The 25,943-nt window shown below is 61.7% G+C and carries 13 protein-coding genes; 6 read left to right on the top strand and 7 right to left on the bottom strand.

Going from position 1 to position 25,943, the window contains the following annotated elements; translation table 11 throughout:
* Nucleotides 1-126: 126 nt before the first annotated feature.
* The 3 genes from C4K27_RS07855 to C4K27_RS07845 are packed head-to-tail and all read right to left on the bottom strand — an operon-like array spanning nucleotide 127 to nucleotide 15,774.
* Nucleotides 127-729, bottom strand: a complete 603-nt coding sequence (locus tag C4K27_RS07855) for a hypothetical protein (protein ID WP_125737989.1) — start codon at nucleotides 727-729, stop codon at nucleotides 127-129.
* Entirely contained in the window at nucleotides 726-14,042 is a 13,317-nt protein-coding gene (locus C4K27_RS07850) for a two-partner secretion domain-containing protein (RefSeq protein WP_249040385.1), read from the bottom strand. Before C4K27_RS07850 ends, C4K27_RS07855 begins: the two co-directional genes overlap by 4 nt.
* Nucleotides 14,043-14,067: 25 nt before the next feature.
* The gene (locus C4K27_RS07845; protein ID WP_125737987.1) at nucleotides 14,068-15,774 is read right to left on the bottom strand and encodes a ShlB/FhaC/HecB family hemolysin secretion/activation protein; all 1,707 of its coding nucleotides are present in this window, start codon (nucleotides 15,772-15,774) and stop codon (nucleotides 14,068-14,070) included.
* 284 nt (nucleotides 15,775-16,058) lie between these two features.
* Here C4K27_RS07845 and C4K27_RS07840 point away from each other — a divergent pair, with 284 nt between their 5' ends.
* Nucleotides 16,059-16,334 carry a hypothetical protein gene (locus C4K27_RS07840; RefSeq protein WP_053260038.1) on the top strand — a complete coding sequence of 92 codons (276 nt, stop codon included), beginning with the start codon at nucleotides 16,059-16,061 and terminating at the stop codon, nucleotides 16,332-16,334.
* Nucleotides 16,335-16,390: 56 nt separating this feature from the next.
* Here the strand turns inward: C4K27_RS07840 and C4K27_RS07835 are convergent, their stop codons facing one another.
* On the bottom strand, nucleotides 16,391-17,728 hold the full coding sequence (locus tag C4K27_RS07835) for a DEAD/DEAH box helicase (RefSeq protein WP_007920640.1): 1,338 nt from the start codon (nucleotides 17,726-17,728) through the stop codon (nucleotides 16,391-16,393).
* 192 nt (nucleotides 17,729-17,920) lie between these two features.
* Here C4K27_RS07835 and C4K27_RS07830 point away from each other — a divergent pair, with 192 nt between their 5' ends.
* Entirely contained in the window at nucleotides 17,921-19,219 is a 1,299-nt protein-coding gene (locus tag C4K27_RS07830) for a mechanosensitive ion channel family protein (RefSeq protein WP_007920632.1), read from the top strand.
* A gap of 149 nt (nucleotides 19,220-19,368) precedes the next feature.
* Here the strand turns inward: C4K27_RS07830 and C4K27_RS07825 are convergent, their stop codons facing one another.
* The 3 genes from C4K27_RS07825 to C4K27_RS07815 form a co-directional block, all read right to left on the bottom strand.
* Nucleotides 19,369-20,241, bottom strand: a complete 873-nt coding sequence (locus C4K27_RS07825) for a carboxylate/amino acid/amine transporter (RefSeq protein ID WP_053260037.1) — start codon at nucleotides 20,239-20,241, stop codon at nucleotides 19,369-19,371.
* Between the two features lie 320 nt (nucleotides 20,242-20,561).
* Complete coding sequence (locus C4K27_RS07820) at nucleotides 20,562-21,161, bottom strand: FMN-dependent NADH-azoreductase (RefSeq protein ID WP_053260036.1); 600 nt, start codon at nucleotides 21,159-21,161, stop codon at nucleotides 20,562-20,564.
* Between the two features lie 149 nt (nucleotides 21,162-21,310).
* Complete coding sequence (locus C4K27_RS07815; protein ID WP_007920629.1) at nucleotides 21,311-21,625, bottom strand: hypothetical protein; 315 nt, start codon at nucleotides 21,623-21,625, stop codon at nucleotides 21,311-21,313.
* 49 nt (nucleotides 21,626-21,674) lie between these two features.
* Between C4K27_RS07815 and C4K27_RS07810 the strand changes: the two genes are divergently transcribed.
* The 4 genes from C4K27_RS07810 (at nucleotide 21,675) to C4K27_RS07795 (ending at nucleotide 25,933) form a co-directional block, all read left to right on the top strand.
* On the top strand, nucleotides 21,675-22,598 hold the full coding sequence (locus C4K27_RS07810) for a PA3225 family LysR-type transcriptional regulator (RefSeq protein WP_053260035.1): 924 nt from the start codon (nucleotides 21,675-21,677) through the stop codon (nucleotides 22,596-22,598).
* 43 nt (nucleotides 22,599-22,641) lie between these two features.
* On the top strand, nucleotides 22,642-23,445 hold the full coding sequence (locus C4K27_RS07805; protein WP_007920627.1) for an alpha/beta fold hydrolase: 804 nt from the start codon (nucleotides 22,642-22,644) through the stop codon (nucleotides 23,443-23,445).
* Between the two features lie 3 nt (nucleotides 23,446-23,448).
* On the top strand, nucleotides 23,449-24,012 hold the full coding sequence (locus C4K27_RS07800; RefSeq protein WP_007920626.1) for a peptidylprolyl isomerase A: 564 nt from the start codon (nucleotides 23,449-23,451) through the stop codon (nucleotides 24,010-24,012).
* 88 nt (nucleotides 24,013-24,100) lie between these two features.
* Entirely contained in the window at nucleotides 24,101-25,933 is a 1,833-nt protein-coding gene (locus C4K27_RS07795) for an ABC transporter ATP-binding protein (protein WP_053260034.1), read from the top strand.
* Nucleotides 25,934-25,943 lie beyond the last annotated feature (10 nt).

Here is a 25,943-nt window from a genome sequence, read left to right as displayed (position 1 = left end):
GACAACTACCCCATCAGAACCTTGGAAGAATATAGTCTTTATATTCTGAGCGTTAGTTTTTCCCAACATACAAGCAGCGATGGAGGACATAAGACTGCTTGTCGATTACGGCAAAACGGAGCTCCCCTAAGAAAAAGGGGACTCTTTAATTACTGCCAAAGACATAATAACCTGATCTGGTGCATCATTCAGATCTCCCCCACAGCCACTAACCTCTAAGCCACCATAATTTTTATCAGTGTAAAACCACTCTTCAGCACCATCAAACTCCAACCCTGTATATGGCAATAATTCCCGCACATAACTCCCAAGCCCAATGCCTCCTGACAACTCCCCTTGATATGAATTGACAGGCTTATCACCCACATTAAGACACTCAAACATCCACGCTTTAATAGCATGGATTTTCCATCCACTAGTAAGTACGTGAAGCGCTCGCGTTTCAACACCAGGATGACTTTTGCTATCATAGTACAGACGCCAATTCGTCAGCTCTAAATCAACGACATAAAATCCATATCCACCATCCCCACTTGAATCAAATCTCTTCTCCATCCTCAAAACTGGAGAACCAACAAACCGATATAAACCTTCCACCTCATCAATAACATACTTACTAAGACTTCTCTCAAAGTCTTCCACATGCGCACCCAACGGGATTCCTGCAAGTGAATGAGATGGAACGACCGGAGCCGACCACGAGATAATAAAACAGTTAGTGCTTGTCATTGAGGCGTCCATAAATTTTGCGAAGCGTCAAATTTAACATTCTGCCCCTGCGGGTTCAGGTAAACCGTATTTTTATCATAAACAGGCTGTCCCCTCTCAAAAGTTGGCCGATATGTGGCAGGCTCAACAATCTTGATTTTACTACCATCCGCATAGGTCAACTTATAATATTCACCTATATGCGTTGACTGTTTAACAGCGCCAGCAGTTGACGGACTATATTGCACTTCTACAATTTTAGAAACCCCACCATCACTAGAGCTAACTTTAAATACCTGGGCATTACCAGAGGTACCGCTTTTAGTTGAAGACGTCACAATAAAACGGTCTAGGAGAAATGACTGTTTAAGATCATCTATCGACTTACCCCAAACACTTGTAGGAGCCTCGGCAATATTGCGAGGTATACCGACTTGCGCAGCAAGATTATTACGCAATCCCTCACGAGCAATAGCTGAGGTTGCAGGTATTTCTCTTTCAAGCTCACTTATTACCCCTCCAGTACCTTTGGCACCAAGGCTCTCAGCTTCCGCCGCCGCAACCTTCTTCGCCGCCCGCCTTTCCGCTACAGCTTCCAATATCGTTTTGAGAGTAGCCTTACCTCCGACCACTCCACCCAGCGACAGGATGACATCGTCGATAATACTCACCGACTCCGTATTCTTCACCGCCAGCGTCAATATCCGATCAGTGGCATTTTTCGAGGCTAGGTTGTTACTCGAGAAATCCAGGATTTCCTTGCTGTATGCCTCAGCCTGAGCTTTCCCATACTGCTTCCATTTTTCGGCCGCCGTCAGTTCGCCGTAATAACCCTTTCCAAGGCCGTTGAACAAACCTGAGTCATTAAACTGCTCTGGCGTCGAGGCGAACGCATAGACAGGGTTACCATAGGCAATGATCGGCTTGCCATCTGCCCAAGTCAGCGGGATTTTTTGATCCACCAACTGTTTTACGGCGTTTTTTGCAACATCCAGATCGCGCTTGAACCAATCCGTGGTCGGGTCACTCCCCCACTTCTCAACCAAGGCTTCCAAGCGCGCTTTTTCAACTGCGTCAATTTTTTCACCACTGGCGAGGAGGAGCAGATCCTCCCAAAGGGCGTCAGACTTCGGTTTGCCCAGTGTCTGCTCCAGCTCCTCGGCTTTTTTCTTCAGCAGCGGAAGTTCTTGATCACGATGATGCTGGCGATTATTAACCTCGACCCCTGCCCCGCTACCGCCACCTGCGATTGCTCCGGCAGTACCTCCCAGCGATCCGGCCGATGCTCCAAGCCCCGTGGCGATGAGTGTTGCAATAGCTTCCTGATTGCTCTGTTCAATACCACTTTTGCCCAAGGCCTCTGCAATCGCAGGCATCAGCGCCGCCGACGCTCCCGCTCCCAACGCACCGCTCTGTACAGAGCCGCTCGACAGCCCCATCGCAGCACCGGCCAAGGCGTGAAGCAATACCCGGGCAGCGCCACCTTCAGCCCATGCCGCTCGGCTGATGTCTTCGGTAGCATTGCGCTTCTGTGCATCGGCGTAATCACCAATCTTTTTGAAGGTGTCATTGGCCGTGGTATTGGCAACGATGCCAACTGCAGTCGTGCCACCAACACCTCCGAGGCCCGCCGCAATCAGGCCCGAGGCAATGTCAGCCATGATGCGTTTGTCACCACCGACGCTCCAGCTAGCAGCATCCGCAAGGGCCGTGTTGGCCTTCTCCTTCTCTTCAGAAGTTTTGGCTTTGCTTAGCAGCTCTTTAGCAGAATCCGCCTTGGCTTTAGCTATCAGATTGATGGTGGTACTCGCTAGCTGCGCAGAACTCTGGATCAGGTCCATGCGCTCCTGCATTTTCTTCTCGTCCGGCCGGTCAAGATGCTGATTCGCATTGCTGGTATCGCGATTCAGCCCCACCAGATCCTGGGCGCCCGCTGGATCACGAACCGTGATGGTGCCCTCGCTGATGGCACTGCGAGTGCTGCTGTGATCAGACTCCTTGAGCGCCAGCGGCAGGGTGCCACCGGTTTCCGAGTGTGCCCATTTCCTTTCACTGTCAGGCGTCTGCGGTCCGCCCGGCTTGTCCCATTTGGTGCTGGTGTAGGAAGCGCTCAGGCTGGCCGACTGGCTCTTTATTTCACTGCTGTTCTTGATGTCGCTGACGATCAGGCGGCCGGTATCGAGATGGTTCTTGTCGGCACTGGCTTCACTGGCAATCACTCCGCCTTGCAGTTGGGTGTTGGCCCCAACATAAATGTCGTATCCCCCTTTACCTGCATAGAGTCCGGTCTGGTCAGTCACCGCCTGGTAATCGCTGTTCATCTTGCTGCCAGCAATATTGCCGCTGGCGGTCACTATGGAGCCGTAGCAGAACGGCGGTACACAGATGCTGGCGCCGAAACCTCCACTCGTCTGTCGGTTTTTCTGATCAGCTTCGTCCTGCCGGGAGACGATATTGAGATTGCCTCCCACATCCGCCTTGATGGTATCGGCCCGTACCTGGGCGCCGGCCAAGGTGGTGTCCTGACCACTTTTCAGCATGAGCAAGCCGGTATCCACGGTGCTGTTGACCTGGGTAACCGAGTGCCCCTTACCCATGCCTTTGGCCATCTGTGCGCCGAGATCCAGAGTGAAGCCGTTCTGATCACCAATATTGAAGCTGGCGCCGATACTGGTCTTGCTGTTGCGGCTCTGGTTATCCCATTGCGCACGGTCCTGCGCGCTTTCCAGAGTGATGTCGTTTTTCGCCATCAACAGCGTATCTTTTGCCTTGAGGCTACTACCCACGACATGAATATCGCCCTGGGTACCCGCCGCATCCCCTACCGCCGAAATGACCAGACCCGCACCACTGGTCAAGCTCGATTGCTTGGCCGTTTCACTGCGATACTCGCTGGTACTTTTACTCCGGGTCGAACCCAACTCGGTCCCAATCTTGATAAGCGAACCACTGCTGTTGGCTGGCTTACCTTGGGATTGATTCGCCGCATCGGCGCTGAAGCTGTCGGCCGCGTTGTAGGCAGAGAGCAATGCCTGCGCCCCCTTGACCGCTTTCAAACGACTATCATCTGCATCCCTGGCCGCACGTACATCATTGCGAATGCTCTTGTACGTATCGACCACCATGCCACCGACTACCCGGCCCACTGCAAGACTCTTCGAGCTGTCAGTGCTGCTTTGCGTGGCAGTTTCCGCACCCGCGGCGATGGTCACATTGGAACCGGTAAGATTCATCTCCTTGGTGCTGACCAAATCACTGGCCACCACCTTCAGTTCGCGCCCAGCCTCAAGTCTCACACTACCTTCACTCGATCCCACGGTACTGCCCGTCAAGGTGGTTTGCGCCGCCTTACCGGTGTGGTTCCCGCTCCTGATCGACAGATGCTGGTTGCCCGTGATGTCGTCCACGCCCAGATTGTTGGCCGTGAGAACTCCCGTCAGGTCACGGTTCTTCTGCTTATGCAACTCACTACGGGTGAAGGTGTTTTCGGCCGCATCGATGGTCAGGTCGCGCCCGGCCTGAACTGCCAGGTCCTGAGTACTGACCAATGCCGAGCCTGTTACGGTCGCGTCGCGCTTGGCCGCCACTTCCACGGTGTTGCCGGAGATGACGCTGCCGACTGCCGTGGTTTGGGTCTCGGCTACCTGATCCTTGACCTTGCTCGACTTCAGACCACCCCAGCTGCTTTTGCTTTTACTGCTTTCGTGACGGGCACTATTTGAGTCGCTAACAGCCAGGATTTGAACGTCATTACCCGCCATCAACTTCGCGGCACCTTTTTCCGCGGTGACATCACTACCCTTGATCAGCAAGTCATTCCCTGCGACCAGTACACTGTCGGTTCCCGAGGTAACAGAACTGGCGATGTTGGTGGTGCTAGCCACCTCATCAAGCCGACTCTTCTTGCCCGACGAGCTCTTCTTGGTCTTGCTGTAGAAGCTGTAGTTGCTGTCCTCCGCGGACTCCAGCGCCAGGTTGCCACCGGCCACCAGATACGCCTCGTCTCCGGCACTCACCCGACTGGCAATCAGTTCCAGATCCTTGCCGGCACTGAGGGCCACACTGCCACCTGCGGTCACCGCCGTGGCCACCTGACTGACCTTGTCCGACTGCCCCTTGTACTTCTTCGAGCTGGAGTACGAGTGCTGTTCGTCCGCCGCCGAGGCCAGGGTCAGGTTGCCGGTGGCGGCCAGGGCGAGGTTGCGTTTGGCGTCGATCTGGCTGGCGATGGCCGACAGGTCGCGGCCGCTGTTGATCGTCAGGTCGCGGCCGCTGGTGAGCACCGAGCCGTGCTGGCTGGTGCTGGTGTGCAGGGAGTTGGTCCGCGTCTCGTTGTCCTGCTGTTCGACAGCGGTGAGGTTGGCGTCCCGGCCGGCGTTGATGGTGGTGTCACGCGCGGCTTGCAGCACGCCACCGGCATTATTGAAATCGCGACCGGCCTTGAGCGTCAGGTCATTGGCGGCTTCGATACGCGCGGCGCTGTCGAGGAAGTCACGCCGTTGTTGCAGATCGCCGCCGCTGTTCTGGTGGCGGGTGACCGTGCGTTCGTTGATCAGGTCGCCGTTGAGCGCGCTCAGGTTCACATCGCGACCGGCGATGATGCCGCCCGCCTTGTTCACCAAGTTGTTGCCCGCCAGCAGGTCCAGGCGATTGCCGGCTTCGATCAGCCCGCTGTTGACCAGGTCGTTGCCCGCCTTGGCCGAGAGGTTGTTGGTGGCGCGCAGGGTGCCGGCGTTGAGCAGGTCCTTGCCGGCGATCAGGCTGATGTCCTGCCCGGCGATCAGCGCGCCGTTGGCGGCCAGGCGGTTGTTGGCGTGGGCCATGTACAGCACCGGCACCAGCACGTTCTCGCCATTTACCGGGTGCGATTCGAGCCAGACGATGTCGTGGGTCAGGGCCGCGACCTGCTCGGAGGTCAGTGAGGTGCCGATCGCCAGGTTGAGCTGCTGCTTGCTCTGCAGCGCGTTATCCATCAGGTACTTGAACAGCTTCTCGTCGGAGTCCTGGCCATCGATGAAACGTTGGCCGGTACGGGCGACCACCGCCTGCTGGATCAGCCGTTGTTCGTAGAAACCGTCGCCCAGGCGTTTCCAGCTGTTGTCGGGGTTGTAACCCAGGTTCGACAGCAGGTAGTCCGAGCTCATGAACTGTTTCTGGTTGGTCAGCACCGGGTTGGTTTCAACCAGGTATTTGTGCGCTTGAGGGGGATTGTCGAGCGTCGGGATGCCCTGGACCCGCACAATGCTGCCTTGCACCTGTTGCGCCGGGGTACGGCTGTATACCGGCCCTTGAGTAGCCGTTCCACTGTCCGTCGGGGTCGTGACGCTAATCATCGGCAGACTGGCATCGACACCAGGCTGCACCGCGCCAACCTGCGCCAGCTTGCGCTCAGTCGCGGCCACCGGAACCAGCGCATCGACCTGGAGCGCCCGCGCCTGACTCTGGGCCAGGTTCTGCTCGCGCTCGGCGAATCTCAGGCTGATGCTGCCCATGCTCCAGTCCATCGGTGCCGGGTTGCGCTGGGTCGCCGCGGTGTCGCCGGCCCCTTCGCTGCTCAGGCGGAACAGGCCGTGTTGCCCGACCGGCAACGTGAAGCCTGGCAGGGCCAAGGGGTTGACCTGCTGCTTGGCCAGATCCGGCGGCAATTGCGAGTTGATATAGATCGGCGTCGAATACTGACTGCCCGTCGAAGTGTCGCCGGTCTTCTTGCCGCCGCCGACATAGGCGTAGTAACCACGCACCACGCCGTTGTCGATCTTCTCCGAAGCGTTGAGCTGGACGCTGGCGCCGGACTGGATGATGGCGTCGAAGCGCTTGCCGTCGCTGCTTGCCAGAGCCTTGGTACCACCACCCGCCAGTTTTCGAGTACCGGTCATCAGGGCATTGAACCGCGCCAGGTCGGCTTCGAAAGTAGCAGACGGCTTGGTGCCATTTCTGGCATTGAAGGCAGCCACCGCAGCGACCGCACCTTGGTACTCATCCACATGGTTGTATTTGATGGTGGTGGTTTCAATGTCCTGGGGCACCACACCCTGGTTCTTGATGCTGACGGCGTTGATCGCCAGGTTGCCGGAGGAGGCGATAAAACTGCTTTCGTTGCTCAGCTCCTGGGCACCGATGTCCAGCTGCCCACCGCTGGAGATACTGGAGGCCGCCGTACTGGCGGTCACCTGCAGGCGATCACGCTCGGTGAGCTGCCAGACCGCATTACGCCGATTGCCATGCTTCTTGACATGGCATACCCCAAAGGGGCCGCACGGCAACTCAGTGATTGCGGCGTAGTACTTCTCGTGTTCCGAGTAGGTGAGGATGTCCATGACGTTCTTCACCGTCATGGCGCGAATGGTCATGTCGCCCAGGCTTTCGATCGTGCCGGAGCGGTTTTCCAGCAGGCTCGACTGGGCCTGCCCGGCATTGGCGGCCACCAGCAGGCTGCCCATGCTGAAAACGTCGGCATAGCGATTGCTGAAGGTGTTGCCCAGCAACTGCATGTCGCCGCCGCTGAAGATCGAGCTGTGCTCGGCATCGCTGACACCGGAATTGAGCAGCGTCCCGGCATTGAGGGTCAGCGCCCCGGCGCTGCCGAGCGAACCATAGTTATTGATAGTCCCGGCATTGACCGTCAGCCCCTGGGCGGAGCTCAAGCGTCCGCGATTGGTGAGCACTCCGCCGACATTGATCCGCGTGTTGCCGCCCCCGGTGATAGTCGCGGCGCCTGGCAGGTCGAGCTGGGCGGCGCCGAAGCTCATGTCGCCCAGGCTGGTCAGTCGCCCATTGCCACCGTAGGCGCCGGACAGTTGCAGGCTCAGGCTGCCGTCACTGGCGATCAGGCCATCGTTGTTCCAGTTGCCGCCACCACCGTCAAAGCTGTTGGAGGCCAGCAACTGGCCGCCGGCACTCTGGTAGAAGTTGTTGACGTTGACCTTCAGGCGTCCAGCCTGGATCACGCTGGTGTTGCTCCACGAGTCGGCATTGAGGGTCAGCCCCCCTTGGGTGACCAGGGTGCCGCCCGCCCCACTGACGTTGGCCATCGAGATATCGAATTGCCCCTTGCCGGAGTGCAGCAGGGTGCCGCCGGCATTCTGCAAGCTCGTCGCGCCGAGGCCCAGGTCGGTACTGGCCACTTCGATGCGGCCGTTACGGTTGTCCAGCAAACCGCTGATCTGGAACAGGCTCTTACCGCCGCTCCCGGCGGCCCGTAGCTGACCCTGAGCGTTGTCGATACTGGCCGCTCGGATGAGCAGCGAGGTGTCGCTCTCGATAACCCCCAGGCGGTTGTTCAATGCACCGCTCAAGCCGAGATCGATGCCTTGACCGGCAACCTGCCCGCCCTTGTCGCCGCCGTTGTCGAACGTAGTCGCGGTGACGCCAAGCTGGCCGCTGGCATAAAGCCCGCCATTGCGGTTGTCGAAGCCGGCGGTGTTGACGATGACATCGCCCTGGCGCGCGGCAATGCGCCCCCCGTTGTTGTTCAACCCGGCCAAGGCACGCAGGTTCAAGCGCTGGGCTTCGATCACGCCACGCTGGCGCTGGTCATTCAGGTCATAACCGTTGAGCAGCACGCCACTGATATGGGTTTCAAGCGCGCCCTTGAGGCTCGATAGCACCCCGCCACGGTTGTCGAGGTTGGCCGCGGTAATGCTGACCGCGCCGTCCTGACCGATGACCTTGCCGCCCTGGTTGTTGAAGTCGCCGCTGATATTCAGCGTCAGGCCGTTCTGGCTTTGCACCGCGGCCTTGCTGTTGTCGAGGCTGGCAGCCTTCAGCTCAAGGCCGGCATCACGGCTGTAAATCAAACCGCCCTGGGCATTCTGGACAGCTCCCGCGACAGTCAGGATGGCTTGCCGGTTGGCCGCCACGGTGCCGTGGTCTCGGTTGTCCAGGCTGTCGGCGTTGAAGGTCAACAGATCCTGGCCGATCAGTTTGCCGCCGCGGTTATCAACGTGAGTCGCGCGCTTGAGCAGCAAGGCCCCGTCACTGCTGAGGGTACCCAGGACGTTGTCCAGGTGACCCGCCACGTCCAGGGTCAGGGCACCTTTGGTCGCCAGGCTGCCGCCACTGTTGTCCAGGCTGCCGGCGCGCAGATCGACCGATTGCAACGCACTGAGGTTGCCGGCCTGGTTATTCAAGGTTGCCGCCTTGAGATCAAGGGTGGCACCGCTGTCGAGCAGACCGCCGCCCGCGTTATTCAGCAGGCCGGCGACCGTGAGCGTCTGGCCGCCGACACTGGAGACCACCCCTTCGCCGCTGTTGTCCAGGCTCGCGGCGCTCAGCTTGAGCGTGCCATTGCTGGCCAGGGCGCCGGCGCCGCTGTTCAGCAGGGCGCCGCTGACGTCAACGGCCAGGTTGCCCTCCTTGCTGGAGAGCGTCCCGTGGTTGCGGTTGTCCAGGCTCCCTGCCTCGACGGTCAGGCCCTTGATCCCCGACACCAGGCCATTGGCATTCAGCAACTGGCCGGACACGACACCCAGCGCCGCCTCACTGATCAACTTGCCTTGGCTGTTATCCAGGGTGCGGCCCGTCAGCGTGAAGCCTTGGCGACTGGACAATGTCCCCTGCTGGTTCTTCAGGTCCTGCAGTTGCTTGATGCTCAACAAGCCTTTGGCATTCAGTCGGCCGAGGCTGTTGTCGAGATCGCCATTGGCCAGGTCCAGGGTCACCGCGCCGTCGCCCAACAGGCGACCGCCGCGCTGCGTCAGCCCCATGACCTTGAGGTTCATGTCGGCCTTGGCCGACACCTCGCCGGCATCGCTTGAGTCCAACTGATGCGCGGTCAGCTCCAATGCGCCTTTACTGTTGATCAGCCCGCTGTCTGTGTTGTTCAGCGCCTTGGCCGACAGGTTCAGCCAGTCACCCGCCAGCACGGAACCGTGGCGGTTGTTCAAGTCACCGCTGGCGATACTCAAGCCGTTAATGGCATTGATCAGCCCCTGGTCCTGGTTGGTCAGTGGCCCCTGTACCGTCAGTTTCAGCCCCGAGCGGCTGGTCAACGCACCGGCGCTGTTGTCCAGGCTGGCGGCCTCTACCTCCAGCGCCGCGGCACCGATCTTGCCCTTGATGGAGCTGAGCGCCTGTTCGATACGCAGGGTCAACGCCTGGTTACCGAGCAGTTGGCCGCCATCGTTGTTCAGGCTCTTGGCGTTGAGTTCGTAGGCCGCGTCGCTGGAGATTTCGCCGTTGCGATTGTCGAGGTCACTGAGGTTTTTCAGCAGCAGCGCACCCGGCGCGTGAATGAAACCGTCCCGGTTGTTCAGCCGGCCATGGTTCAGGTCCAGGCTCAGGCTGGTGTTGCTGAACAGACTGCCGCCCTGCTGTTCAAGGCTGCTGACCTTCGCGGTGAGTGCCTTGTCACTGCCGATGCGCCCGGCCGCGTTGGTCAGTTTTGCCGCCGTCAGGTCCAGGGTGTCGCCACTGTCGAGGCTGCCGGCCTGGCTGTTATCGAAGTCGCCAGTGGTGACCTGTACCGCGCCCTTGCCGCTGATCACGCCTTTGTGGCTGTTGTCCAGGCTGGCGCTGCGTAACTGCACGCCACCCTCGCTCACCAGCTTGCCGCCCACGTTGGTCAAGGCGCCACGAGCGCCGAGGTCCAGCGCAGCAGCGCTCATGAGACGACCGTCGCTGTTGTCCAGGGCTGCCGCGGCCACATCAAGGGTGCTTTGGCTATCGATCAGCCCTTGGTTGTTTTGCAGATTGCCCTTGAGTGTGAGGTCCAGGCCTTGCTGGCTTTTGATTTTCCCACTGCGGTTATCGATACGCCCGCCCGTGATCGTCAGGTCGGCCAGCGCATTGATCAAGCCGACAGCCTGGTTGATCACCTCATCGACCTTGAGGGTCAGCGTGTCATGGGCCTCGACCAGACCCTGGTCGCTGTTATCCAGGTGCTTGCCGGTCAGGCTCAGGCCGGCCTGGGTAGAAAGCTCGCCGCTTCGGTTATCGAGCGTATCGACCTTGAGTTTCAGCGCTTTTGTAGCCCCTACCAGACCGCCTTGGCGGTTATCCAGGCTCGCCCCCGTCAGGTCCAGCACACCAGTGGCGATCAACTTGCCGCCCTGATTGTCCAGGGTGCCGATCCGAGCGGTCACATCCTGTTTGCCGGAGATATCGGCAGCGCGGTTGTCCAGGCTGGCGGCGGTGAGCAGCAACGCGCCGTCGGCGACAACGGTGCCCCGCTGGTTAGCGAAAACCGTATCGACCTTCAGGTCCAGGTCGCCGGTCGTGCCGAGCACGCCATCAGTGTTGTCCAGGCTGGCGCTGTGGCTGTCGAGGGAACTGGCGCTGACCAGGCCCTTCACGTTGTTCAGGGCCTCGGCGATACGCAGTGTCAGCCCCTGGTCACTGATCAGCTTGGCGCCGTTGTTGTCCAGGCTTTGCGCTTCCAGGCTGAAAGCCCGGGCGCTGGAAATCTCACCCTTTCGGTTGTCGACGCCCTTCAGGTTCTTGAGCAGCAGGACTCCCGGCGCATGGATGTAGCCGCCCTGGTTATTGAGCTGTCCGTTGTTCAGGTCCAGGCTCAGGGCGGCTTCGCTGAACAGCTCCCCGTGTTGCTGATCGAGCCCGGTCACGCTGGCCGTGAGGTCCTGTGCGCTGCTGATGCTGCCACCGGCGTTATTGACCTGGGTGGCGATCAGGCCAAGGCTGCTTTCACTGCGCAGGCTTCCACCCTGGCTGTTGTTGAAGGTCGTCGCGGTGATTTGCGTGGCGTGCTTGCCGGACAGCAGGCCCTTCTGGCTGTTATCGAGAGGGCCGCTGGCGACAGTCAGGCCCTTCTCGGACTTGATGGAGCCACCCTGATTGAGCAGTTCGCCACGGCTGGTGATCGACAGGTCTTCCACGCTCTCGATACGGCCGGCGGTGTTCGTCAGTTTGCTGGTGCCCAGGGTCAGGGGGCGGTCGCTGCGGACCAGCCCGCGGGTGTTGTCGAGCCCACCGGCCAGAGTGATCTCCAGCCCGTTGTGGCTGTCGATCTCGCCATCGGTGTTATCCAGGCTCTGGCTGTTCAGCGTCGTGGTGCCCTTGCCCTGGATCAGCCCCTTGCTCTGATTGATAAGACGGCCAACCTTCAGCTCCAGATCGCTACCGGCCAGGACTCTGCCACCGTCACTGTTGTCGAGCTGCTGGCCGTCAACTTCAGTGGTGATTCCGCTGGACAGTTTTCCGGCGCGGTTGTCGATGCCCTGAACCTCGAGTTTCAGCGCTTTTGTTGCCGCGACCAGACTGTTGTCACGGTTGTCGAGAACACTGCCGATCAGCGTCAGGTTGCCTTGCGCCACCAGGGTGCCGCCCTGTTGTTGGAAGGTGTCGACGGTCGCATGTACATCGCCTTGGCTGGCGATCCGCCCCAGGGCGTTTTGCACGTTCTGAGCCTTGAGCGTCACTGGGCCGACGGCGCTGAGCAAGCCGCCGCGGTTGTCCAGGCGGGTACCGGTCAGGCCGATCCCAGCCTGACTGGTGATCACGCCTTTGTCGCGATTGTCGAGCTGGCGCACATCGAGTTGCAGGTGTTTGTCGGTGCGTACCTTGCCTGCGCGGTTGTCCAGCAAAGCCGTGTCCAGGCTCAGGCGATCCTTGCCGGTCAGGCTGCCGCCACGGTTGTCGAGACTACCAGCCTGCAGGTCCACCACCCCCTTGGCACCCAGGTCTCCTGCGCTCTGGTTATCGAACAGGCCCACGATCCGCGTGGTCAGGCTGCCATCGCTGGCCAGGCTGCCTGCATGGCTGTTATCCAGGCTGGCGGCGCTGATGCTCACACGCTTGGCGGAACCCAGGACACCGCCCTGGTTGTTCAGGGCGCCGATCAAGCCGATGTTCAACGCCACGTCACCGGTGACCTGACCGCCGCTGTTGTACAGGCTGTTGGCCGTCAGGGTGGTGATACCGGCGCTGGAGACTTCGCCATCGTGGTTATTCAGATGGCCCAATGTGGCGCTGAGGTTGCCGTCGCCGCTGATCAGGCCCCGGCCGTTGAGCACCTGACCGGCCGTGAGTTCGAGACTGCCGCTGCTCAGCACCCGCCCCTTGTTCTGGTTATCCAGGGTCGCGGCGCTGACGTTGGCGCTCTGCCCGGCGCTCAAGGTGCCGCCTTGGTTGTTCAGACTCTGCACCGCATTGACCGTCAAATTACGACTGGCGATCACGCTCTTGCCGCTGTTATTGAGGCTCTGCGCGCTCAGGCTGACATCGCCATTGGCATTGCGGCTGTTATCGGCATTGACCCCGGCTTCGATGATGCCGTTGTTGCTCAGTTGCCCACCGGCGCTGAGGGTGATGCTGTCGCGCGCGGTCAGGTTTTGCCGGTTATTCAGGTCGCCCTGGGTTTGCACTGTGAGTGCGCTGCCGGCATGGACCGATCCTTGGGCATCCAGACTCGCTGCCTTGACCTTGACCGCGCCATTGGCCGCCGAGGCGTCGACCATGCGCAGTTGGCCGTTGGCATCGAGCTGGATATCGCCGCCGCTGGCGATCAGTTTGCCGTCGAGTTTTACCCCGACCCCGGCCTCGGTGCCCACCAGCCTGATCGCCCCGGCGTACATCCCGCCCAGGGCCGAGGAGTCGATGGCCAATTCCGGCTTGGTGCTGCCGTCGTCGGCGCGCGCCGTGGCGTTCAGGGTGCGGGCGTCGACGTCGTTGCGGCCGGTGACGATGGTCAGGTTGTTCGCCTGGATCTCGGCGTTGATCCTGGCGCTGCGGGTGATGATTTCGAAGCGGTCGACGTTGCTGGCGTTGAGCTGGGCGCCGTCGATGGTCACTTGCCCCTGATCGACCTGATAGCGCGTGAGCTGGCCGTTTTCGATCACCGGCTTGCCGGTGGTCAGGGTGGCTTTCGGGGTGTTGATGAAGCCGCAGCCGTTGCAACTGATGCCATAGGGGTTGGCGACGATCACATGGGCCGACTGCCCTGCCACTTCGGTGTAGCCGCGCAGCTGGCTGGGGCTGCCGCCGTTGACTTCGTTGAGGATGGTTTGCGCCGCGACGCCCTTGAGGTTCGGGTTGCCGACGATGATCCCGCCCAGTTGGGTGCTCTGCGTGCGGTCGGTGGCGTTGTTGAGGATCACGCCCTGCTGGCCGACGTTGTAGTCGTGGAACTGGTTATGCGACAGGCCGCTGCCATTGGGCGTGGCGATATTGACGATGGGTACGCCGTTGCCCGCCTGCCCCAGGCTGGTGCCCGGCGCGCTGACCACGATGCCTTCCGCCTGGGCCCACAGCGGTTGCCAGAACATGGCGTTGGCCAGGATGAACGCCAGGCCGCGCTTGGGTAGGCCGCAGAAGTGCTCGCGGGTTTTCAGGGCGGCAGAAGGCTGGCGGGCCAGGAAAGCGAATTGGCGAACATCCATGTCGAAGGTCTCGGAAAAACGCGAATCAGAGGAAGAAGTCCAGGCGGAAGTAGATCGGCGCTTCGCGCTCGCTCAGGACATCCGGGCGTTCAAGGGAATGGGCGAAGGTCACGCTGGTCGCCAGGTGCCGGCCGCGGGCGAACAGCTCCAGGGAGTTGCTCGACAGGCGCCCGTGCTGCTCGCCGTTGTAGCGATCGCCCCGGATGACGCCCTGGTCGTAGCCCAGGCTGCTGCCGTACTCAGTGAACAGAGGCTGTAGCCAGGCCCAGGTCACCGGACGGCTCCAGCGCAGGTCGTTGCGCCAGTAACCGCCGCTGTCGCCGGACAGCGACTGGTCCTTGTACCCGCGAATCGACGACTGCCCGCCCAGGCTGGTGCGCTGCGGGCTGAACAGCACGTCTTCGCTGCGCTGGCCGGTCATCAGGCTGCTGAAGCTGAACGACTCGCCCCACAGCTTGAACGGCTGCAGGTAACTGAGGGTGGCGGTGTATTTGCGGTAGCGCGCATTCGGTTCGCCGGGTCCCGGGTGGCCATTGTCCTGGGCGTCGAAAGCGCCAATGCCGTGCTGCATACCCAGGTCGAGGTTGACGAAGGCACCGCCGATGCGCCGGCCATGGTTGATGCCGAACTGGGCTTCGCTGAGGCGGTTGCTGCTCAAGGCCAGCTTGCTGTCTTCGATGAAGTTATTGGTGCGCAGGTAGGCCAGGCCGGCATTCAGCGAAGTCTTGCTCACCGCATCACGCAGGATCACCCGCTCGGCGCGCAACTGGTGGTTCTGGCTGTCGCCGGTCTGCTTGAAGCTGAAACCATTGGCCTGGGCCTGGGAGCGGTACTCGCTCTGGCTGTAGGTGTAACTGAAGTTCCACCAGCCCCAGGGCAGGTTGTAATAGAGCATGGCGTTGTTGGAGCTGTGCTGGTGATCGCTCATGGCATCGTGGCCACCGCGCAACATCAGTTGGTCGGCCAGCCCCAGCGGGCTGTCCCAATCGAAGGTGGTGCCCCACTGCTGCTCGCCGGTGCTGCGCTGGCCGTCGTTGCTGCGCGACAGCCCGGCGCGCCAAGGCTTTTGCGCGGTGTTCTTGACCAGCACTTCGCTGCCACCGACCTCCTTGCCGGGCGCCAGCTCCATTTGCGCCTGGTTCGACGGCAGGCGGTTGAGCTGGTCCACCAGCTGTTCGATTTCCCGCAGGTTGACCCGCTCGCCGACCTGGCCGGGAAAGGCCATGGCCAGCTCGCGCTCGGACAGCTGGCTGTCGGCCGCGCCCTTCAAGCCTTCGAGCCGGCCCTCGACCACCAGCACCTTCAAGTGGCCGCCGGACAGGTCCTGCTGCGGCAGGTAGGCACGGCTGGTCACCAGGCCCTTCTCGAGGTAGTGATCGGTGATGACCTTGAGCAGCTCGTTGAGCTGGCTGACACCCAGGCACTGGCCGATATAGGGCTTGAGCAGGCGCGCCTGCTCGGCGGCGGACAGGCTGTCGGCGCCCTTGAGCTCGATGTCCTTGATCGGGAAACAGCGGGTGTCGGCAGGTGCGGTCGGCGCCGTGGGGGCGGCCTCTTTACCGGGCAGGTCCTTGAGTTCTTCCAGGCGCCGGCGCTGCTCTTCGAGCAGGCGGTCCTGGCGTTCGCGGATCAGATCGGTATCACCGGGGGTGGGAGCTGCATGAACGAGGTGTAGCGGAGTCAAGCACAGCAAAGCCAGGCACAACCTCCCCGCGAGGGCGGGTGAGTACATGTTCGGTCCCTCGAGACGCATTAGTGTCAAAATGATATCAACATGTTAATTGGCCATCATTTTGACGTCAATCATTCATCCTGCCGGCTGATGCCGGAGAGAGGCTCTGCAACGGGGGTTCCAGCGAAGAACTTAAGTCGTCGAAGGGGCTGCCCCGATAAGGCCCAGCCAAGCCTGCTTCCGCCCTGAACTCAAGATCGCCCTCACCTGATCAACCGCTGAACTTTTCCAAGTTCCTGGCCCTCAACCGCATAACCCTGTCGCCCCGATCAAGAGGCCACCCCATGAAAGCGCTCCTCTCCCTCAGCATCGCCACCACCCTGCTCTGCGCCCTGCCCGCCTGGGCCTGCACCCTCGACGAGGCCACCGCCAAGCGTGAACAACTGGCCCAGGAAGTGACCAGGCTCACCGAGCAGAACCCGGCCAAGGCCAAGGAAATCAACGACGAGTTGCAGAAGATGGACCTGAGCACGGCCAGCAAGGATCTGCCGGACAAGTGCCAGTTGATCGACCAGCGCCTGAAGGAGTTGGGCGCGGCCGAGAAGAAGGCCGACAGCTGATCGCCGGCCAATAAAAAGCCCGGACAGGGTCCGGGCTTTTTCTGTTGCGCTACGGCTTATTCGGCAGCCGGTGCTGGCTTGCGGCGCTTGAGCGGCGCCATGCCGTCCTGGCTGACCAGGGCATCGCTTTTCGGCCGGTTGGCGGTCTTGCGCTTGGTCGGGGCCTTGGCCGCGGTTTTTTTCTTGTCGCCCTTGGCGTCGGTCTTTTTCTTCTTCACGCCCGCGGCCTTACCGGAGGCCTTGACCTTCTTCGGCCCGCCGTAGGTGCCTTTGACTTCCTTGATAGTGCGGCGCTCGAAGTTCTGCTTGAGGTAGCGCTCGATGCTCGACATCAGGTTCCAGTCGCCATGGCAGATCAGCGAGATGGCCAGGCCGTCGTTGCCGGCACGCCCGGTACGACCGATGCGGTGCACATACTCGTCGCCGCTGCGCGGCATGTCGAAGTTGATCACCAGGTCCAGGCCGTCGACGTCCAGGCCGCGGGCGGCGACGTCGGTGGCGACGAGGATTTTCACCCCACCCTGCTTCAGGCGGTCGATGGCCAGCTTGCGGTCCTTCTGGTCCTTCTCACCGTGCAGGACGAACGCCTTGTACTCCTGGGCCACCAGGCGGCCGTAGATGCGGTCGGCCATGGCGCGGGTGTTGGTGAAGACGATGGCCTTCTGGTAGGTCTCGTTGGCCAACAGCCAGTTGACGATCTGCTCTTTGTGCTGGTTGTGGTCGGCGGTGATGATCTGCTGACGGGTGGTGTCGTTCAGCTGGCTGACCGCGTTGAGCTGCAGGTGCTCAGGGTTGTTCAGGACCTTGGCGACCATCTCGCGCAGGCCCGAGCCGCCGGTGGTGGCGGAGAACAGCATGGTCTGCTGCCGGTTCGGGCACTCGTCCACCAGGCGCTGCACGTCGTCGGCAAAGCCCATGTCGAGCATGCGGTCGGCTTCGTCGAGGACCAGCACTTCCACTTCTTTCAAATCGAGGTTGCCGGCGTTCAGTTGCTCGATCAGGCGGCCCGGGGTGCCGATCAGGATGTCCGGCACCTTGCGCAGCATGGCGGCCTGGACCTTGAAGTCTTCGCCACCGGTGATCAGGCCGGCCTTGATAAAGGTGAACTGCGAGAAGCGTTCGACTTCCTTCAGGGTCTGCTGCGCCAGTTCGCGGGTCGGCAGCAGGATCAGGGTCTTGATGCTGACGCGGATCTTCGCCGGACCGATCAGGCGATTGAGAATCGGCAGGACGAACGCGGCGGTCTTGCCGCTGCCGGTCTGTGCCGTCACCCGCAGGTCACGCCCCTGGAGCGCGAGCGGAATGGCCGCTGCCTGCACAGGCGTTGGCTCGACAAATTTAAGCTCGGCCACGGCTTTGAGCAGGCGTTCGTGCAGGGCGAATTGGGAAAACACGGGTGCTACCTCGAAGATATGCAAAAAAACAGCTGCATAGGGTAACGGTTTCGGGCGCGAAGGCCGAGTTTCTTTCACGCAAACCACGGTAAACAATTGGTTTTTGTCAGCGATTTGTCCTTAACGGTAACTTTCGACGGCTTAAATGTTCTAATCGATCCGTCTCGTCTCATAGAGGAAGCTTCTGACCCCATGGATTTCAAACAGCTCTGGCTCAACGTTCAAGACCTCTGGGGGGCGCTCGATGAGCACCCGCTCCTGCATTCCAGCCTGGCCCTGGTCATCCTGCTGGTGGTGGCGCTGCTCGTCGGACGAGTGGCGCGCTACCTGATCCTGCACGCGGTCAAGCTGCTCGGCCGCCAGCCGTCCCTGCACTGGCTCAACGATCTGCGCCAGAACAAGGTGTTCCATCGCCTGGCGCAGATGACCCCGTCGCTGGTGGTCCAGTTCGGCCTGCACCTGGTGCCGGAGCTGAGCAAGACCAGCCTGGTGTTCCTCGGCAACCTGGCCCTGGCCTTCACCATCCTGTTCCAGGTACTGGCCATCAGCGCCCTGCTCAACGCCCTGCTGGACATCTACGCCCGCACCGAACATGCGCGTACCCGTTCGATCAAGGGTTATGTGCAACTGGCGAAGATGGTGCTGTTCGTGTTCGGCGCGATCATCATCGTCGCCACCCTGATCGACCGCTCTCCGCTGCTGCTGTTGTCCGGCCTGGGCGCCATGTCGGCGGTGATCCTGTTGGTCTACAAGGACACCCTGCTGTCGTTCGTCGCCAGCGTGCAGCTGACCAGCAACGATATGCTGCGGGTCGGCGACTGGATCGAAATGCCCCAGGTCGGCGCCGACGGCGATGTGGTGGATATCACCCTGCACACGGTCAAGGTGCAGAACTTCGACAAGACCATCGTCTCGATCCCCACCTGGCGCCTGATGTCCGAGTCGTTCAAGAACTGGCGCGGCATGCAGCAGTCCGGCGGCCGGCGGATCAAGCGCAGCCTGTACATCGACGCCAGCGGCGTGCGTTTCATCAACGATGAGGAAGAAGCGCGCCTGGGCAAGGTCCACCTGCTCACCGACTACATCAGTCGCAAGCAGGCCGAGCTCAAGAGCTGGAACGAAGCCCAGGGCAATGTCGCCGCCATGTCGGCCAACCGCCGCCGCATGACCAACCTGGGGACCTTCCGCGCCTATGCCCTGGCGTACCTGAAGAGTCATCCGGACATCCAGCCGAACATGACCTGCATGGTCCGCCAGATGCAGACCACCGCCCAGGGCATTCCGCTGGAAATCTACTGCTTCACCCGCACCACGGCGTGGACCGACTACGAGCGTATCCAGGGCGATATCTTCGATTACCTGCTGGCGGTGATGCCGGAATTCGGCCTGAGCCTGTATCAACAGCCGAGCGGCAACGACCTGCGCGCTGGCCTGCTGCCGGCGGTGCTGGGCGCCAGCCATATCCCCGAAGTGGAAAAACGCGCGCTGTAATTCCCGCCTGATCGCCCCGTCCCCGGGGCGATCCCCCTCTATCTGCTCAATCTGTAGGAGCGGCCGGTCGACGCTCGATTGCTCGCGATCCGCACAGCGGCCTGACCCCGCGGTGTCTACCAGATCGCTATCGCGGGCAAGCCTCGCTCCTACAAGGCAGTAGCGGTAGTCGCGTTTTTTACGCCGCGACGGCTGATCCACACCGCCGCCAGAATCACCAACGCCCCGAGGAACAGGCGCCCCAGTTCTTCGTGCTGGTTCCAGATCAACAGGTTGATCAGCAGCCCCACCGGCACATGCAGGTTGTTCATCACCGCCAGGGTCGCGCCAGTGACCAGGCAGGCACCTTTGTTCCACCAGTACAGCCCCAGTGCGGTGGACACCAGCCCGAGAAACAGCAGCACCGCCCATTGCAACGGCGCTTCGGGCAGGAAGTCCGGCTTGCCGAACAACAGGAAAGCCGGCAACACCACCGCCAGCGCCCCCAGGTAGAAGTAGCCGAAACGCCGGTAATGCGGCAGGTCGCTCGGATGGCGCGCCACCAGGTGCTTGTACAGCACCTGCCCGGCGGCGTAGGTGAAGTTGGCCAGTTGCAGCAGCAAGAAGCCCATGAAGAAATCCGGGCTGATGCGGTCGTAGCGGATCACCGCCGCCCCGGCCACCGCCACCAGCGCCGCCAGCAGGCCCCAGGGGTTGAAGCGGCGGTTGAGCGCGTCCTCGATCAGGGTCACGTGCAGCGGCGTGAGGATGGTGAACAGCAGCACCTCCGGCACCGTCAGCACGCGGAAACTCAGGTACAGGCAGACGTAGGTCACGCCGAACTGCAAGGCGCCGATCAGCAGCATGCCGCGCATGAACGCCGGCTCCACCTGGCGCCAGCGGGTCAGCGGGATGAACACCAGCCCGGCCAGCAGTACCCGGACCAGCACCGCGAAGTAACTGTCGACATGCCCGGCCAGGTATTCGCCGATCAGGCTGAAGGAAAACGCCTGGATCAGCGTGACAAAAAGTAGATAGCCCATGCTCGCCTCGTCTTGAAGAGGCGGCGACGATAGCGGTTTTGCCGCGCACAATAAAACACCTTCCGTAGGAGCGAGGCTTGCCCGCGATCCGCGCAGCGGCCTGATTTCGCGGTGCCTGTCGGATCGCTATCGCGGGCAAGCCTCGCTCCTACGGGGGGTTGATAAATCGCGGGCAAAAAAAAGCCCGATCTCGCAAAGCGTTCAATCGGGCGGGAGCACTCAGGAGCAACAAGTGCAAAGGGAGGTTCGATGCGCAAACAAACTTGAAGGGGAGCGCAGGGCCTACTAGACCACTGCGCGATTATCTGGCGATTAACGGATCAGGCGACCTGGGCCAGTTTGGCGTTGGCCTGGTTCAGGCCCTTCTCCTGGAAGTCGCCGCCCAGGTTCATGCCTTCGGCGTGAATGAACTCGACGTCGTGGATCCCGATGAAACCCATGACCTGCCGCAGGTAAGGTTCCTGGTGGTCCGCGGTGCTGCCGGCGTAGATGCCGCCACGGGCGGTCAGCACGTAGGCACGCTTGCCGTTGAGCAGGCCCTGGGGACCGGTTGCGGTGTACTTGAAGGTCACACCGGCACGCAGCACGTGGTCCAGCCAGGCCTTGAGGGTGCTCGGGATGGCGAAGTTGTACATCGGCGCGGCCATCACCAGCACGTCGGCGGCCAGCAGTTCGTCGGTCAGTTCGTTGGAGCGTTGCAGCGAGGCCTCTTCGATCTCGTTGCGCTGCCCGGCGGGTTTCATCCAGCCGCCCAGCAGGTTGCTGTCCAGGTGCGGCACCGGGGTTACCGCCAGGTCACGCACGGTGATCTGGTCGCCCGGGTGGGCCGCTTGCCATTGCTTGATGAAGGTCTGGGTCAGCTGACGGGAAACGGAATCCTGCTGACGGGCACTGCTTTCGATGATCAGAACGCGGGACATGGGATGTAGCCTCCATCGGGAATGCTGTAGGTCGATGGAGCGCAGATTAAACAGAGTCATATCGATGAAAAAGCGCAAATAACTGCTATAACCAATCAATAAATTCGTTTATAAGCGGAGCAGGTCGCGCACCCTGCTCCGCTTTGCGCTTATTTGGCGGTACAGGTCAGGTCGATGCGCAGCTTGATGATGCTGCGGTTGAACTTGGCCGTGGCGTTCTTGAACTTGCCGGCCGCCACTTCCACCTTGCGCGTACGCGGGGCTTCGGGGCCGTTGCGAAAGACCACCGTGCAGGCGGCGTCGGTGGTGCCGTAGTTGTTCACCTGGATCGAACCGATGTCGGCATCGGTGTCGTAGGCGGTGTAGTCGATGCTCACGCCTTCGAGGTGTTTCTTCACGTCGATGGGATAGGCGAACGCACTGAGCGGCAGCAGGGCCAGCAACACACAACAGAATTTTCTCATTCGGCAGTCTCCAATAAGGAGCGCCAGCTTAGGACAAGAGGAGCTCCTCATGAAAGCGCCCCGCGTTACCCTCGATCAATGGCGAACGCTGCAGGCCGTGGTCGACCACGGCGGCTTCGCCCAGGCGGCCGAAGCGCTGCACCGTTCGCAATCCTCTGTCAGTTACACCGTGGCGCGCATGCAGGACCAACTGGGCGTGCCGCTGCTGCGTATCGATGGGCGCAAGGCCGTGCTCACCGAAGCCGGCGGCGTGTTGCTGCGGCGCTCGCGGCAACTGGTGAAACAGGCCAGCCAGCTGGAAGACCTGGCCCACCACATGGAACAGGGCTGGGAAGCCGAAGTGCGCCTGGTGGTGGACGCCGCCTACCCCAGCGCGCGCCTGGTCCGCGCGCTGACCGCCTTCATGCCGCAAAGCCGTGGCTGCCGGGTGCGCCTGCGCGAAGAAGTGTTGTCCGGGGTCGAAGAGGTGCTGCTCGAAGGCGTGGCCGACCTGGCCATCAGTGGCTTCAATATCTCCGGCTACCTGGGCACGGAAATGAGCTCGGTGGAGTTCGTCGCCGTGGCCCACCCGGAACACGCCCTGCACCGCCTGAACCGCGAGCTGAATTTCCAGGACCTGGAAAGCCAGCTGCAGGTGGTGATCCGCGACTCCGGCCGCCAACAGCCGCGGGACGTCGGCTGGCTCGGCGCCGAACAGCGCTGGACCGTCGGCAGCCTGGCCACCGCCGCCACCTTCGTCGGCAGCGGCCTGGGCTTTGCCTGGCTGCCGCGGCATATAATCGAGCGCGAACTCCGGGAGGGCCTGCTCAAGGTGCTACCGTTGGACCAGGGCGGCAGCCGCCACCCGACCTTCTACCTGTACTCGAACAAGGACAAACCCCTGGGCCCGGCCACGCAGATCCTCGTCGAGCTGCTGCGCACCTTCGACACCGCGCCGCTGGACGCGCCGTTCGCCGCCCCGGAACAAGCCTGACCCCGTACTTGAACCCTCCACGCGCCTGAACAGGAATTCAGCCATGGCCTATTTCGAACACGAAGGATGCACCCTGCACTATGAGGAATACGGCCATGGCGAACCGCTGGTGCTGGTCCACGGGCTCGGCTCCAGCACCCGTGACTGGGAAAAGCAGATCGCCGAGCTGTCCGCCCATTACCGCCTGATCCTGCCCGACGTGCGCGGCCATGGCCGCTCCGACAAACCCCGCGAGCCCTACAGCATCGCCGGGTTCAGCGCCGACCTCATCGCCCTGCTGGAGCACCTGAACCTGTCGCGGGTGCACTTGGTAGGCCTGTCCATGGGCGGCATGATCGCCTTCCAGGTCGCGGTGGATCAGCCCGGGCTGCTGAAAAGCCTGTGCATCGTCAACAGCGCGCCCGAGGTCAAGATCCGCAGCGCCAACGATGCCTGGCAATGGTTCAAGCGCTGGAGCCTGATGCGCCTGCTCAGCCTGGAAACCATCGGCATTGCCCTGGCCGGCAAATTGTTCCCCCTACCTGCGCAGGCCGAGCTGCGGCAAAAGATGGCCGAGCGCTGGGCAAAAAACGACAAACGTGCTTATCTCGCAAGCTTCGATGCCATCGTTGGCTGGGGGGTCCAGGAACGACTTTCGCAAGTCGCCTGTCCAACCCTGGTCATCAGCGCCGACCGTGACTACACCCCGGTCGCACTGAAAGAAAGTTATGTGAAACTGCTGCCCGACGGGCGCCTGGTGGTGATCGCCGATTCGCGTCACGCCACGCCGCTGGACCAGCCGCAACGCTTCAACCAAACCCTGCTCGAGTTTTTAACCGCAGTCGACACCACCACCCAGGATCACTGACCCATGCTGAAAAAAATCGCCCTCGTCGCCGGCTCCGTTCTGTTTGCTGCCAACCTGATGGCCGCCCAACCGGCCAAGGCGCCTCACGTCCTGCTGGACACCAGCTTCGGCAAGATCGAAGTCGAACTGGACCCGGTCAAGGCCCCGATCTCCAGCAAGAACTTCCTCGACTACGTCGACAGTGGTTTCTACACCAACACCATCTTTCACCGGGTGATCCCGGGCTTCATGGTCCAGGGCGGCGGCTTCACTCCGCAGATGGTGCAGAAGGAAACCCGCGACCCGATCAAGAACGAAGCCAGCAACGGCCTGCATAACGTACGCGGCACCCTGTCCATGGCCCGCACCTCGAACCCGAACTCGGCCACCAGCCAGTTCTTCATCAACGTCGCCGACAATGCCTTCCTCGATCCGGGTCGCGATGCCGGTTACGCGGTGTTCGCCAAAGTGGTGAGTGGCATGGACGTGGTCGACCAGATCGTCAACTCGCAGACCACCACCAAACAAGGCATGCAGAACGTGCCGATCGACCCCGTGCTGATCAAGTCGGCCAAGCGCATCGACTAATGTGTCACCGGGAGTCCCGGCGCGGCGCTGACACAGTGCTGCGCCTGCTTACTGATAAGGAGAGCCCGCCACGCGGGCGTCAGATCCCATGCTCTATCGTCGTTTTGAACAGCTGATCGATATTTTCCGCGACGCTCCCACTGCCGCTCCCCCCAACCGCGTACTGCCCTTCTACCTCTACTACATCAAGCAGGTCTGGCCGAGCTTCGTCGCCCTGCTGGTGGTCGGCCTGTTCGTCGCGCTGATCGAGGTGTCGCTGTTCAGCTACCTGAGCACGATCATCGACCTGGCCCAGGGCACGCCGAATGTCGAGATCTTCAAGACCCACGGCCTCGAGCTGGCCTGGATGGCGGTGGTCGCGCTGATCTTCCGCCCGCTGTTCGTCGCCCTGCACGACCTGCTGGTGCACCAGACCATCAGCCCGGGCATGACCAGCCTGATTCGCTGGCAGAACCACAGCTATGTGCTCAAGCAGAGCCTGAACTTCTTCCAGAACGATTTCGCCGGGCGCATCGCCCAGCGCATCATGCAGACCGGCAACTCGCTGCGCGATTCGGCGGTGCAGGCGGTGGACGCGCTGTGGCACGTGCTGATCTATGCGGTCAGCGCCCTGGTGCTGTTCGCCGAGGCCGACTGGCACCTGATGATCCCGCTGCTGATCTGGATCGCCAGCTACATCGGCGCGCTCTGGTACTTCGTGCCGCGGGTCAAGGAACGCTCGGTGATTTCCTCGGACGCCAACTCCAAGCTGGTCGGCAGGATCGTCGACGGCTACACCAACATCACCACCCTCAAGCTGTTCGCCCACACCCACTTCGAGCAGAACTACGCGCGCGAAGCCATCGGCGAACAGACCGAGAAAAGCCAGCTGGCCGGACGCGTCATCACCAGCATGGACGTGGTGATCACCGCCATGAACGGCCTGCTGATCGTCTCCACCACGGGCCTGGCCCTATGGCTGTGGACCCAGTCGCTGATCTCGGTCGGCGCCATCGCCCTGGCCACCGGCCTGGTGATCCGCATCGTCAACATGTCCGGCTGGATCATGTGGGTGGTCAACGGCATCTTCGAGAACATCGGCATGGTCCAGGACGGCCTGCAGACCATCGCCCAGCCCATCAGCGTCAGCGACCGCGAGCAGGCGCCGCGCCTGGCGGTGGCCAGCGGTGAAGTGCGTTTCGAGCATGTGGATTTCCACTACGGGAAAAAGGCCGGGGTCATCAGCGACCTCAACCTGACCATCAAGCCCGGGGAAAAGATCGGCCTGATCGGCCCGTCCGGCGCCGGCAAGTCGACCCTGGTCAACCTGTTGCTGCGGCTCTACGATCTGGAGAGCGGGCGCATCCTGATCGACAACCAGAACATCGCCGACGTGACCCAGGAAAGCCTGCGCGAACGGATCGGCATGATCACCCAGGACACCTCGCTGCTGCACCGTTCGATCCGCGACAACCTGCTGTACGGCAAGCCCGACGCTACCGACGAGGAACTCTGGGAAGCAGTGCGCAAGGCCCGCGCCGACGAGTTCATCCCGTTGCTTTCCGACGCCCAGGGCCGCACCGGCTTCGATGCCCATGTCGGTGAACGCGGGGTGAAACTCTCCGGCGGCCAGCGCCAGCGCATCGCCATTGCCCGGGTGCTGCTCAAGGACGCGCCGATCCTGATCATGGACGAGGCCACCTCGGCCCTGGACTCGGAAGTCGAGGCGGCGATCCAGGAAAGCCTGGAGACCCTGATGCAGGGCAAGACCGTGATCGCCATCGCCCACCGCCTCTCGACCATCGCCCGCATGGACCGCCTGGTGGTCCTGGAAAAAGGCCGCATCGCCGAGACCGGCAGCCATGCCGAGCTGCTGGCCCACGGCGGTTTGTATGCGCGCCTCTGGCAGCACCAGACCGGGGGGTTCGTCGGTATCGATTGATCCGCCCCGC

Source organism: Pseudomonas chlororaphis subsp. chlororaphis (assembly GCF_003945765.1).
Lineage (GTDB): Bacteria > Pseudomonadota > Gammaproteobacteria > Pseudomonadales > Pseudomonadaceae > Aquipseudomonas > Aquipseudomonas chlororaphis.
The sequence above is the reverse complement of the archived record's forward strand: the minus strand, read 5'-3'. Positions and strand labels throughout refer to the sequence as shown.